This window comes from Vibrio sp. B1Z05 (assembly GCF_052955985.1).
This window is the reverse complement of record NZ_CP130464.1, coordinates 1-13,512: the sequence shown is the minus strand read 5'-3', so window position 1 is coordinate 13,512 and position 13,512 is coordinate 1. Positions and strand designations below refer to the sequence as shown.

11 protein-coding genes are annotated in these 13,512 nt (G+C 43.4%); 3 read left to right on the top strand and 8 right to left on the bottom strand.

Annotated features, from left to right (window positions below; genetic code table 11):
* Nucleotides 1–19 precede the first annotated feature (19 nt).
* Nucleotides 20–550: a DUF3332 domain-containing protein gene (locus QV280_RS13015; protein ID WP_152820213.1), complete on the top strand. Its 531-nt coding sequence runs from the start codon at nucleotides 20–22 to the stop codon at nucleotides 548–550.
* 49 nt (nucleotides 551–599) lie between these two features.
* On the opposite strand, the gene QV280_RS13010 is transcribed toward QV280_RS13015, so the two are convergent.
* Nucleotides 600–5,336, bottom strand: a complete 4,737-nt coding sequence (locus tag QV280_RS13010; RefSeq protein ID WP_152820211.1) for a response regulator — start codon at nucleotides 5,334–5,336, stop codon at nucleotides 600–602.
* A 172-nt stretch (nucleotides 5,337–5,508) separates the two neighbouring features.
* Between QV280_RS13010 and QV280_RS13005 the strand changes: the two genes are divergently transcribed.
* Nucleotides 5,509–6,498 carry a hypothetical protein gene (locus QV280_RS13005; RefSeq protein ID WP_152820210.1) on the top strand — a complete coding sequence of 330 codons (990 nt, stop codon included), beginning with the start codon at nucleotides 5,509–5,511 and terminating at the stop codon, nucleotides 6,496–6,498.
* 60 nt (nucleotides 6,499–6,558) lie between these two features.
* Here QV280_RS13005 and QV280_RS13000 read toward each other — a convergent pair whose 3' ends face one another.
* The 6 genes from QV280_RS13000 to QV280_RS12975 all read right to left on the bottom strand — a co-directional run bounded on the left by QV280_RS13000 (nucleotide 6,559) and on the right by QV280_RS12975 (nucleotide 10,746).
* Nucleotides 6,559–7,524, bottom strand: a complete 966-nt coding sequence (locus tag QV280_RS13000; protein ID WP_023403252.1) for a M23 family metallopeptidase — start codon at nucleotides 7,522–7,524, stop codon at nucleotides 6,559–6,561.
* A gap of 100 nt (nucleotides 7,525–7,624) precedes the next feature.
* Nucleotides 7,625–7,981 carry a YibL family ribosome-associated protein gene (locus tag QV280_RS12995; RefSeq protein ID WP_152820207.1) on the bottom strand — a complete coding sequence of 119 codons (357 nt, stop codon included), beginning with the start codon at nucleotides 7,979–7,981 and terminating at the stop codon, nucleotides 7,625–7,627.
* Nucleotides 7,982–8,113: 132 nt separating this feature from the next.
* Complete coding sequence (locus QV280_RS12990) at nucleotides 8,114–9,007, bottom strand: NAD(P)-dependent oxidoreductase (RefSeq protein ID WP_152820206.1); 894 nt, start codon at nucleotides 9,005–9,007, stop codon at nucleotides 8,114–8,116.
* 156 nt (nucleotides 9,008–9,163) lie between these two features.
* Nucleotides 9,164–9,880 (bottom strand): YebC/PmpR family DNA-binding transcriptional regulator, encoded by a 717-nt coding sequence (locus QV280_RS12985; protein ID WP_023403249.1) that lies wholly within the window; start codon nucleotides 9,878–9,880, stop codon nucleotides 9,164–9,166.
* Nucleotides 9,881–9,995: 115 nt separating this feature from the next.
* The gene (locus QV280_RS12980; RefSeq protein ID WP_021714478.1) at nucleotides 9,996–10,220 is read right to left on the bottom strand and encodes a DUF3283 family protein; all 225 of its coding nucleotides are present in this window, start codon (nucleotides 10,218–10,220) and stop codon (nucleotides 9,996–9,998) included.
* A gap of 328 nt (nucleotides 10,221–10,548) precedes the next feature.
* Complete coding sequence (locus QV280_RS12975; protein WP_152820205.1) at nucleotides 10,549–10,746, bottom strand: PA3496 family putative envelope integrity protein; 198 nt, start codon at nucleotides 10,744–10,746, stop codon at nucleotides 10,549–10,551.
* A 267-nt stretch (nucleotides 10,747–11,013) separates the two neighbouring features.
* On the opposite strand from QV280_RS12975, the gene QV280_RS12970 reads away from it, so the two are divergent.
* The gene (locus QV280_RS12970; RefSeq protein ID WP_023403247.1) at nucleotides 11,014–11,487 is read left to right on the top strand and encodes a hypothetical protein; all 474 of its coding nucleotides are present in this window, start codon (nucleotides 11,014–11,016) and stop codon (nucleotides 11,485–11,487) included.
* 48 nt (nucleotides 11,488–11,535) lie between these two features.
* Here QV280_RS12970 and QV280_RS12965 read toward each other — a convergent pair whose 3' ends face one another.
* Nucleotides 11,536–13,512 (bottom strand): replication initiator protein RctB domain-containing protein, encoded by a 1,977-nt coding sequence (locus QV280_RS12965; RefSeq protein ID WP_152820203.1) that lies wholly within the window; start codon nucleotides 13,510–13,512, stop codon nucleotides 11,536–11,538.

Genomic DNA, 13,512 nt, shown 5'->3' with positions numbered 1-13,512 from the left:
AATTAAAACAGGTAATGTAATGAAGAAAATCGCTCTTAAAGTAATTGGATTAACAGTTTTGGCATCAGCACTCACTGGTTGTATTGGTAGCAATGCCATTACAGGGAAAGTAATGAAATTTAACGTTGAAGTTGTTGATAACCGATATGCGAGAGCGGGGGTGAACTTTTTACTAGCGCCAGTTTATGGCATTACCACTGCCGCCGATTATGTGGTGTTCAACTCACTGGAATTCTGGACAGGTAAAAACCCGATTAGTGGCTCGCCACACATCTTTGATTCAAAAGTGGAGACTCACTTTGAAATGAACGATGAGCTAGACCCAAGCCTTACTGATGCGCCTATAGGACCAGTCTCTAATACTCGAACTATCGAAACAGGCGAGATGGTACAAATTGACGAGAATACAGTGCAAATGGATATTCTGTACCAAAACGGAGATACGGCAACCCTAACTGGCATCAAAGAAGGGCAAAATGTGCGCTTTTATATGGATGGCACTTTGGTATCACAAACCACGATTTCGGAGCTTGAAAGCTTCCACTCTTAAGCTATTTCGCTCCCCTTTTTAGGGGAGCGTTTGTTATTCAACATTCGGTTTATTCCGGTTTTAACGACTTAATCAGCTCAGCTGCCGAGATAAAGTCATACCCATTTAGCGCGTTATCCACTTCAATCAGCACCTGTCGTACATCGGCAGGTAAGCTCATATCAAGTAAGTCTTTACACTGAGTTTTCGCCTCACTACTAAATGCTAATAGCTGTGTTTGCAGTTGTTTTATCCCTTGCGCTACTTCGGCACTATTATCTATCACCTCTGTTTGTAAATCCTCAGCGATTACCTCTGCTGTGTGCGGCGTTACTAGCAGAGGCTTAATCTCATTCATTACTTTTGCCAGTTCTAAGGTAATTTCATCGAGCTGACTCATTATTCGTTCGCTATCGGCCTTTAACTCAGCCGATGTTTCCAACTCGGAGGCGAGCTGTTGCAACTGCTGTGCACCTATATTGGCGGCATTGGCCTTTAGTGTGTGCGCAAGGCGGGTTGAATACTCCCAATCAAGTTCTGACCAAGCATTATTGAACTGATTTAAGAAATCGCCCTGCCCTTGAGTAAAGCGCAATAAAATTCGTCCATATAACTCTTGGTTTCCATTGCAGTAGGCAAGCCCTGCTTGTTGTGAAAGCGTCACACGCTGTTCTTTACTATCAATACGAACGTTATCGCAACTATCCTGATTGATATCCGGCTCAACACTGGTGCTATTTCCCTTCGCAAACCAACGCGTGAGCACTTTGAACATCTCTGCGACATCAATAGGCTTAGAGATATAATCGTCCATTCCTACTTGTAGGGCTTTCTCTCTATCACCTGACATAGCATTGGCGGTCATCGCAATAATAGGCACGGTCACTCCCATCTCTCGCAGATGTTTAGTGGCTGAATAACCGTCCATTAAGGGCATTTGTATATCCATCAAAATGCCATCAAAGCTACCCTGTTGGGCTTTATCTAAGGCTTGTTTACCGTTACTTGCCACTTCAACTTTAATTGACTCTGCTTCAAGCAAGGTGACGGCAATTTCTTGGTTAAGATCGTTGTCTTCAACAAGCAATAGTGTAATCCCTGACAATGATGCTTTTGCTTGAGACCCAAGCATCGAGGTTTGCTCAAGCATAGGAAGGTCACTATCGGTTTGTGGCAAATCAACAATGGCATCAAATAAACTCGATGCGGTTAGGGGTTTGCGCACCACAAAATCAACATAAGGGTTATTTTGCAAGGCAGAGCTATCCTCTGTCACACTGGCAGCCACCATCAGGCAGGTATTTAACTTCTTATCATTGATTGATTTAAGTTGCTGACTGGTATCCACACCATCAAGTTGTGGCATGTCATAATCAATAATCGCCAAATCAAACCGGCCGCCCTCTTTGTTGCAAGTTTCTAGCGCCTGCGAACCACTGCTGGCAACCGACACATTGGCTCCCAAACTTTTAATCAAATCGCGGATCACGCCAAGAGCGACGGGGTTATCATCGACCACCAGTACTTTCATACCATAGAGCCCATAACGCTCTTTGTTGTCCGGTTTGCTTTGATTGACCCCGACCCAAATATCAAACGTAAAGCAACTGCCTTGATCAGGCTTGCTAGTGGCGCTAATACTCCCCTCCATCAACTCAACCAACTTACTAGAGATACTCAGCCCAAGCCCAGTACCGCCGTATTTTCTGGTGGTCGATGCATCCGCCTGCGAAAAAGACTGGAACAACTGCGATTGCTGTTTTGCCGTCATGCCAATCCCCGTGTCTTGCACCGAGAATTGCAGTTGGCAGCGACTGCCTTGCCAGGTGAGCAGTTTCACCGAGATCAAAATCTCTCCTGAGTGGGTAAATTTGACCGCGTTTGAACCTAAATTGAGCAGCACCTGATTTAAGCGCAATGGATCACCCTCTATCTCTTTAGGAATGTGAGGATCAACATCAAACAGCAATTCTAGTTTCTTCTCTTCCACTTTAAGTGAAAGTACGTCCGCTAAGCTCTCTAGGGTGTTATCGAGATTAAAATTAACCCTTTCAACCACCAGCTTACCCGCTTCAATTTTAGAAAAATCAAGAATATCGTTAATGATCCTCAGCAGTGATTCAGCCGCACCATTAGCTTTGCTGATATAGTTTCGCGCCTTATCATTGAGCTCGGTTTGCAAGGCCAGATAAGACATGCCGATAATGGCATTCATCGGCGTTCTTATTTCATGGCTCATGTTGGCTAAGAAATTAGATTTGGCATTGCTGGCCTCTTTCATGGCGTTGGCGGCGCTAATGAGTGAGGTAATATCTTGAATCGAGATCAGAGTAAAACGCCCGCTAGACAGCAAAATAGGCGTTAGCATGACCTTTAAGTAGACTAATTCACCACTAGAGGAGTTTAAGGTCAGTTGTTGGTCTTTTAGTAGCTCAATGGGCTCATCTTTTAACCAAAACCTATCCATCGCTTCTTTGACTTGCTTTTCAATGTCAGCAGAAAACAACTGCGCGAAACTGCTGTTAAGTAGCTCAGGCTCGGATTTTTCCAAAAGTTGACTGGCGGCAAGGTTGACCTGAATGATCTCCCCTTTATCATCTTCCATTAAAATGGCAGATGGCGCTTCTTGCATCATGGCTTTGGTATTTTTCTCGGAAATAGAAAGCAGTTGTTGGTTTTGCTCAAGCTCTGAGGTGCGGGTTTGGACCAACGCTTCAAGCTCTGACTTAGATCGTTGCGAAAGCAGATAGGATCGACGACCGACAAACATCATAAATGAGGCAATCGCAATAATCACAATCAGGGCGATGATCAACAGACCCAGCAGTACCTCTCGAGTGGCGCGATAATCACTAAGCACTTCATCCATATCAATTTGTGCCACTATGCCTATCTCAATATCAGGGATCCAGCGCCATGATCCCATCACTAGCTTGTCTAGGTAATCTTGGTAATTCTCAAGGTTAGTATCGTTTTCCACATCGAGTGGATGCTGTGCAAAAGTCTGCTCTAACAACTTAGAATCCATAGTAATAGAAAGAATGGAGGTCAGGTTATCGCCTAAAATGCCATCTTCTAATAACTTAGATTCAAAGCGGTTTCGGCTAAGCATGATCCCTTCTCGGCTAATAGCAAATTGCTCACCCGTACGCCCAATATTGGAGATACGAAACAAGTTAGAAAAGCCCGCTCTTGGGTCAATTCCCAGCGCAAAAATAGCCACTACCCGCCCCGCACTATTGGCGATCGGGCTTAGCAAAAACATCGCAGCATCAGGAGTCCCTTCTATGCCTCCAGTCATAGATCGCACCTGTGTATGTACCGGAGGCACTAACACCACCTCACCATCCCATACTCGCGCCAGTAAATTAGGCGCTTTCTCAAACAGTAAATTTTGCGTACCTAAATCGCTATCTCTGTCTGATGCTAGGGTGATATTGCCCTCACCAATAACATAGAAACCCGAATTAGATGACAATAAAGCTCGGTCATGCACAAACTGGCGAATCTTAGTCAGCACCGGCGTTTCTTGGAGTAATGCAGCGCGCTCAACTTGATCATCACTAATGGCAGATAGCTGCCCCATAATCTCAGATAAAACCGAGAACTCCGCAGTCAGTATCAACTTAACTAAGGCACGTTTTTCCGCAACCCATTCATATAACAGGTTTTTAGCACCATCTTGAGCAAGATCGAGCTGGATTTGATAATTTTCTATTTCACTTTGTTTTAAAGTATTTAAAGCCAAAGAGATAGAAACGATAAAAGCGATACAGATAGAAATGGTCAAACTGATAAAAATCTTGATTTGATTTGCTGAGCCAAAGAACTCATGAAACAGCTTTCTTTTTTGCAGCCAAACGGTCCATATTAAAACGAACAATGCAATGGAGGCGAACATGATAAAGAAAGTCCAGCGCATCTTTTCAACGCGCCACAACGATTCTTCATGATCAATGGCTTGTTCAAACAATTGCTCGGAAGCACCCAGTTTATTCGAGTACCATTTACTTCTCATTTCTTCTAGTTTTGCCGGGCCGATTTGTTTAAGCCCCCAATTGATCAATTCGACGAGCTCAGGGGCATCTTTACGCACACACACAGTGCTGACATCGGGAAATGTATTGGCAAACGGTATGAACTGCACTGAATCCAAACTGCCGACTTTGGCCCAATAGTGCATGCTTGATTGATACGCAAGAAACACATTGATAGAACCGTTAGCGACTAAGTTCACCGATTGTTCATTATCGACGGTATAGGTGAGCTGAATTCGGTCTATGGCTGATTTGATGTGATTTTGTAGCGCGCTGCCTTGGATCGTGCCCACAATGGTAGCGCTATTCCAATTGTTGATATCCGCAAGCTGCGGCGAGTCTTTATTAATCAAAAAACCAGGGGCTTGCATGGCGATGGGTTCTGAGAATAAAAATTTACTTTCACGCTCATGGGTGCGGCTACATACGGCTAAAATATCGGTCTGCCCTTGCTCCAACGCCACCAACTGTTGATTCCAGTTACGAGTATTATCAGCAATAAAGCGCACTGGCAGTACCCTGTCTAATGCTGCATAAAGCTCGCTAGCAAAACCGCTGTGCAGACCCTGCGCGTTAATAAAATCATCCGGATGCAAATCAAATGAAGGGCTGTATCTGACCACAGGATGTTTTTCTACCCACGCCACTAAATGCGCTGGCAATTCTGCGCTTTCACGAGCTCCGGCAACTTTTACCTGAGCGTCTGAAAGTGCTGGAAACGAAAACCCGAGCCAAGCAATTAAAACAATCCATTGAACATATTTCGCCACGAACAGTCCTTTTCTTTGAGCACGACAATGTGCGTACTCATTTCATCCATAAACCAACTCAATATAGCTTAGTTCAAAATCGGTAAGGCATGAGCTTTCATGTTAATTTTCAAAGGTTTGCTACACTAATAACACATGGATTGCGATTGCATATATCAAAGAGGATTACCTAGTGACATCTACGCTAACATTAACGCAGACATTGGCCCTAACAAGGTTTCAATTTTCGACATTGGTGTTGTCGGTAGTCGCATTGCTATCACTGTTTACATTAACCCTCAGTTTTCCTGCTTATTCCGACACAGCCCTGCCCAGCGAACTGTCCACTCAACAGCCACGCATCATACGCATGGCGCCTAAACAATCCGCAGAAGATGTCTCACATAGCTATCTAGTGTCACTTTTAGAAATTGCTATCAAAGAAACTGAACATGATTTTGGCCCTGCTAAATTAGACTTTATGCCAATACAGTTAGGTCAAAATTTGGTTCTGCCACTGCTGGATATTGAAGGTATTTTAGATACTGTCGCTTCAGCGCCAACCGTGAAGCGAGAAGTGCAATTTCGCGCGGCTCGATTTCCTTTGCTGATGGGACTGCTTGGGTATCGCATGATGCTGATTCGCCCAGAAGATGAAGCTAAGTTTTTAGCCATTAGCCGCCCAGAACAACTCAAAACATTAAAGGCATGTCAGGGGTCGGCGTGGCCAGATTCTAAAATTCTCGAAGATCAAGGTTATAACGTCATTCGAGTCGATAAATTTGAAACCATGTTCGACTATTTGATCAATGGCAGATGTGATTACTTTCCTCGTGCCATTACCGAAGGCTACGGAGAGCTAGAAGCTTACAATGCAGCCAATCCTGATAAACCTTTGCTGGCATTCGATAAAGTATTATTGCACTACACTGTGCCGCTGTTCTTTTTCACCAGTCATAAAAACTTTTTATTGGCTTATCGCATAGAAATGGGGTTGATCCGCGCCAATGAAAAAGGGCTGGTGGAACAGTTGATGAAAACCCATCCAGTCACAAAATCGGCCTACCCTCTAGATAAATGGCAAGAATCCATTGTATTTGAAGTGGCGATCCCTGACTTGTTAAAAACCATCCCGATAGAGAAGAAGCACTACTGGCAGCACCTGCCTGCTCGCAAGCACTAAAAAAGGTCTCACAGGAAAGCCTGTAAGACCTAAAAACACACAATTACATAAGAACGCGGTTTATTGCTCTGCGGTTGCGTCAGTAGCTTCTGAGTTCGTTTTATAGGCCTTATTCGAAGAGAGCTTAAGCTGATTGCTAGCTCGACTTTCTATTTTTGCCACCAAAGAATCCCAGCGGATGCCCCGTTCTTTTTCAAAAAGCGATTCAAAGTTGTCGGCACTCCATTCATGAAATGCTAGCGGATCAAGAGCGCGTCCCACAAAGCGAATTTCATAGTGAAGGTGTGGACCCGTTGAAAAACCAGTATTGCCCGAATAAGCGATCAACTGTCCTTTTTCGACAAAATCACCCGATTTTACTTTGAATTTTTGTAAATGAGAGTATGAACTGGAAAAACCGTATGAGTGTTGCAATCTCAAGAAATTACCCGAGCCCACATCACTTGGCCTAACCACTTCAACCACACCATCGGCGGAGGCATACACAGGAGCCCCTGTATTCACCGCATAATCAATGCCACGGTGTAAGGTTTTTTTGCCCGTTTTAGGGTGGATACGGTAGCCGTAGTGTGAAGATACTCGCACATCCCCAACAGGCGAACCGTTAGGAATATTGTTCAGCATATTAAGACGAACAGATGAAGTGACAGCGGCGGCATCTAAGCGACTTTCCAGCTCACCGTCTTTGTCAGATACCCCAAGAACAACTTCTAAATCCCCTAGCCTATCAGACACTTGTTGTAATCGTTCTTCACGAGCACCAAGGTCGCCTTCGAGTTCCAGTTTTAGATTTTGTAAATGTTCGACTTCTTCACTGAGTTTTAAAGAGCGGTTCTGCAACTCTGTTTGTTTAGAAACCGCAAATTCAACTTCGTTATTGAGATAATAAATAGACACACAGGCAGCAATAATTGCTGCCACCATGAAATAACCGAAGGTTTTAAGACAACGCTGTAATATTTTTCCTAACTGGAAATGACGCGTACCATCCACAGTGGAGACGGTGACTATCACATGCTCTTTCATTGATACCTTGCTATCTGATTATTTTTTAACCGGATGCGTATTTTACTTGAACCAACGAAATCAGCAAGTTTAAATCTCATTTTTGATAGGTTGGCAGTGATTAAAACTCTTTATCAGCAAAACCGGTTACTTCATCCACACGTAATGCTTTACCTAGTTTAGTTAAAGGGTGCACGACAACCAGTCCTTTCACACGACGCTTAAGTTGACCCATATCGGCCTGCTCTTGCTTAGTGATAGAACGAGAAAATGGTTTGTCAGAAAGTTCTTTACGCTCTTTGTTGAGATCGTAGCTTTCTTTGTGTTTAAGTTGAGCAACTTGCTTTTCTAATTTCGCCATCTCTCTTTCAAATTGTTGAATGATAGATTGGTCGCGTCTTTCAACTGCCGCGGCAAGTTTATGTTTGTATTTATCGATTCGGTTGTTCAGGTTTTGGATTTCTTTTTTTGCAGACATTTGCCGCTCCTAGTAAAAAAACGTGCCGTCCTAGGACGGCACGTTAAATTTGATAATGGAAGTAATACCTGAAGTATATAGTGTTTGCCGATGAAACGACAAATTGATTACTGGGTAATGACAAATCCGCGCTTAAGATTCCGCTTGTTTACGAATTGCTTTCAGTAAAACCGACGTATCCATACGCCCTAGCCCTTCTTCAGATAGCGCTTTATAAGCGTCAGTGCTAGCTTGAGTAAGAGGAAGCGTCAAATTATGTTGCTTTGCTTCTTCTAAGCAGAAACCCAGATCTTTGATCATCCAATCAATGGCGAATCCAAAATCAAACTTATCTTGCGCCATGGTTTGCGCTCGGTTTTCCATCTGCCATGAACCTGCCGCGCCATTTTTCAGGCAATCCACCAGCGTTTGTACATCCAAACCTGATTTCTCAGCAAGCAATAAGCCCTCAGATAACCCAGTTAACGCACCTGCAATACAGATTTGATTAACCATTTTAGCGCGCTGACCTTGCCCTGCTTTACCCATCAATACAGATGATTTCGCATAAGCTTTAAACACGGATTGCATCGCATCAAAGTCTGATGCTTCGCCACCACACATCACGGTTAGAACGCCATTTTCTGCGCCTGCTTGACCGCCAGACACAGGAGCATCCATAAATCGTAATTGCGCTTTAGTACAAGCTTCTAACAACTCTTCAGCAAGGTTGGCAGAAGTAGTGGTGTGATCGACGAGAATGGCGCCAGCTTTCATGTGCGCCAAAGCGCCAATTTCCGAGGTAGTGACACTGCGTACATCGTCATCATTGCCGACACAGACTAAAACAACATCCGCGCCATCAACACACTCAGCAACAGTGGTAAATGCTTGCCCTGTATAATCAGTTTCATCAATATAGTCAGCAACCCATTGCTGAGCCTTGCTGGTGGTGCGGTTATAAACACGCACATCAAAACCGGCTTTCGCTAAATGACCTGCCATCGGGTATCCCATGACCCCTAAACCTAGAAAACTGACTCTCATAATTTGCTCCTGCTTATCGCTATAGTGTGCTTCTATTCAGGGTACCACGCGTATCAATAAAATTGATGCAAAAAAAAGAGCAAGCCAATAGCTTGCTCTACAATTCACAGTCTCCGATCCCATTACATTAGATCAAAAGACGATTTACTTAAACTATTACAGTTCAGCGTTGTGGTAAACCTGTTGTACGTCATCACAGTCATCAAGAAGATCTTGGAACTTCTGGAATTTCTCTGCGTCTTCACCCGCGATTGGGGTTTGAGTTTGAGGTACAAAAGTGATCTCTTCCACATCCATAGTAATATCAGGGAAAGAAGCGTTTAACGCAGTTTTAGTCTTGAAGAACTCAGTATGCGGAGCGAATACAGTGATCACACCGTCTTCTAGCTCAACGTCAGTTACGTCAACGTCTTCCATCATAAGAGCTTCTAGAATCACTTCGTCGTCTTCACCTTTAAACTGGAATACAGCTTGATGATCAAACATGTGTGAAACAGAACCTTCAACACCGATTTTAGCGCCTACTTTAACAAAACATTGGCGAACGTCTTGGAAAGTACGGTTGCCGTTATCTGTTAGACAGTCAACGATAACGCTTGTGCCGCCAGGACCAAAGCCTTCGTAGCGTGCTGGTTGGTAATCTTCACCACCGCCACCGCTCGCTTTATCAATGGCTTTATCGATAACGTGCGCAGGAACTTGGTCTTTCTTCGCTTTCGCAATCAAATGCTTTAGCGACAAGTTCATGTCTGGATCTGAACCACCGTTCTTTGCACACATGTAAATTTCTTTACCGTACTTAGAATATACTTTAATTTTTGCGCCAGCTGTTTTGGCCATTGAGGCCTTGCGCACTTCAAAACTTCTTCCCATCGGGATCTACTCTCTAATTCTATGTCTCAGAAAAAGTCACAGTCACCAGCACGCAGCTGGTAATCCAAAAAACTACCTTAACCAATCCTAGCAATCAACTGCTCATTCTAGCGGGTTAAACTGCCGTGATTGGCTTTAAATTCATCATCTGTCGATATTTCGCAACAGACTCATCAAACCAAAGCACGTGTTGTTCGCTTTTAAGCTTGCTGCGTTGCTCTGAAATATCGAGTTCAGTACCCTGCGAGTTTTTGACTTTCCACACCAAATAAGATGCTTGTTTGTCTAACTCAACGCGGTATTTGTCTTCAGCAGGAAGTTTAGAAAGATTTATCGACATGTGAGGTTTTTTATACGAATTCGTGTTGCGTAATATAACACATTTTCAGAGGATGAAAAAACGAGAAAATTTACACTGTAAAGTGGCTGAATTTATAGGCAAAAACAGCATTCGAAAATTGCTTTCGCTCGCACACAAACCACTGCAATCTATACAATAATACTTTGATATATAAACAAAAATGCATACACCGTTTTAAACATAGTGTATGCATTTCAAGACCGTAATTAATATTGGATCACTAATTACGGAACACTTTGTCACCACTGTGTACTTAATCTAATACGCGTCTAATCAAATTAAGTACCGACCTGGTGACGGGGTAAAATTAATGCAACAGCCCCAACTCTCGAGCTTCTTCCAGTGTCAATCCACTTTCCCTGATTTCACGCATTTGTTCTATTCGGCGTCTTGCCTCTGCAGATTTTAACTGTTTATTCGAAGTAGTGGCGCGGGTTGCATTCAATTCATCCCACGAACCCGCGAGATCTTGCATCTCTTCTCGGCTTATAGAATTAATAGACATCGCTTTGCTCCTAGAATAACAATAATTTATAGGGTTTTTACCCTACTGCTTAATAACAGAACCCTTGGCTATTTTAGTAATTTAGCTGAGTTCTTCTGACCTCGATATTGATATCAACCTAACCCCTCCCTGTTAAGAGTTTTAGAACTAAAATGTGATGCAGTTATCAAGCGTGTTTTTGATTTATTGGCATAGACTGCATTTGACTACATTTTAACCGTTTTTGATTTACACTTATTATGAATATAGTTGAAGAGGGAGGTTTTCGTGAATCAGCTGGATCAGTGGCAACAGCAAGTGTCGCATTGGCATAAAGTGCGGAAGCATGATCAAGTAGAAACGCTTGCCCGACTTATCAATAATGCTCCGTCAGAGTTATGGGGGCCAGAATTATCGATCGAGCAAAGTCAGGGATTAGGATATTGGTTAGATGGCTGCGCACGTATTTATCAGCACCATTTAGAGCAAGGGAATACCGCCGGTGCCTACTCGTATCTATGTTTGGCGCAAGCTCGTTTAGAATCTGTGGTGTGTCGAGCTGAAGTGGATCAAAATATTCGCTGCAGTTGCTGTCGTAAATTAGAGCAGATAATGGTATTGATCTTTGAGTTTTGCAAAAAACAACCCGATCCAAAGTGGCAAGTAGAACTGCAAAATCAAATAGAAACGCATGTTAAATTTTTAACCCACTACCCTTTTAATGAATCTCCAATCCCTGTGCTCAAGCCGTCTGCGAACTAAAAACCCCGCATAGATCTTATGTTAATCACGATCTATGCGGAAGCATGATCAAGAGCCTGAAGCGATCTCTCTAAGGACTCGCATAACCGTTTCATCGTAATGCCCTTCAAAGATCTGTCGACACACTTTACGTCGCACCGCTAAACCTAAGATCAAGCGTTCGATCGAAAGGTGCACACCTTCAGAATCTTGGTTGTACAACTCAATGGTGCGACTAAGGGCTTCGTAACTCACCACTTTGTCTTCCACTCTTAACCAATCTAGCTTCTCTAATAGCTCCTGACACTCTTCCCGAATAGATACCGGTGAATGACCAGTCATTGCTGACAAAGCCGTTATACTGCGTTCAAGAGCCTCTGAAGAGGTATATTTAGTTAAACTTATGGTGATCTCTTCAGCGTTGATCTCTACTAAGTGCTTACGTAATTTAACTCGGCGGCCTAAATGCCCTCTTGGAGAGGTTTTCTTACGCTGAATTGGCTCAAACTCGCCATCGATGATTTCCGCTAACTCATCGAGTTTCTTCTTAGAAACCATTTCGTGGCGCAATGGGTTAGGCAAGGTCGGCGCCATGTTGCGCTTACCGGCATTGGTGGTTCTAGCTCGAGCATAACGAATCACTTCTTCCGCGTTACATTTGATATCAACTTGGTAGTCTTTCACTTTGCCTTTGGTTTCTAAGACGCTCAGTGTTAGGTGATAGCCCCACAAGTTCACCACAAACAGTTCATCATTGCCTTTACCGTTAGACAGCTTCTTCAGCTCGCGTAATAAATCCATCGAGAAACGACGCCATTCTATGTTTCTCGCCAGTTTCTGATTTAACTCACTGAGCAACATGCTGTCGTTAGTGCGACGTGACATTCTGCTTCTGAAATACGAGTACAATTGGAACACCAAGGTGTGCTGACGTAAAATTTCTGGTGGGAACAAGAAGAAATAATCACGTGTTAGCAGCTCTTCATAAAACGACGGCTCCCAAACCAAAATATAGAGATTAGGTTTGATTTTAATCTCACCTGCTTCGTTCTCGGTTGGCGCTTCTTCAGAGGCGGTGATTGTTCGAGCCAAGAAACGAAAACGATCACTTTTAAAGCCCTCAGGCATGTTTTCACTTAACCACTGCCCTGTTAATTCATGTAATTGAAAATCGGTGTATTCAATTCTGTCTATGCTGTCACGAATAGAATCACGCGCCGGACCACTGTCTTTTTTGCCCCTAAGAGACAGGATATCAGTGATGTACAATGGGGTTTTATTCGGCGCAATCTGAGCATTGATGTGATAATTATCTTGATGATGATCGTGGTATTGCACGGTTAGGGTAAACAGCGCAAACAAAGTCATGAGATCATCCACGGTCATAATGTGCTTGGAAGATCGAGTTTCGATTACTGCACGTGTCCCCGAAATTGAAACCATTGATTTTTGGTAGTTTTTACGGGTTCTTGGCGGCGCTAATGCTTGATCAATAATACCGGCCCAGTTAGTTGGAGACACGACAAATTGATCGGCTTCGTCTAACATTGCGGGTGGATTGTTTAATCCGTGTTCGCTGAGCAGTTGTTTATTAACGTGAGTTTGAGCAAGTGCCTGGGTTTTTTTCTTCTTCGCGGTTTTTTTACTAGTTTCGGTTTGTAAACTTCCGGTACCTAAAGTTGTGATAAGCAAAGATGGGTTTACAAACTTATGCAGCATGGTTTTTCCAGCAAGGCCTGTTTCAAAACGTACTGGAGTTTGGCCAAATAAACCTATGTTCACTGCCGCTCGTAAGCGCTGTTGGATAGCTGCACGGGTAATTTGACCGTCTGTTGCATCGATGAGTTCAGTGGTCGAAACCAATCCGTCTTTGCTGCTCATTCCACGTAGCGAAATGAGATTAAGCAATTCTATGATGCTTTTGGTAACACCCTTGAAATGTTGATACTGCTCAATCCATTCGATTGCTGCATCATTGACTTCAAATAAATGGCCATCTTTGTGACTTCTAGGTTGTTTAATCAAGATCTTAGTGTCTTTGGTCAT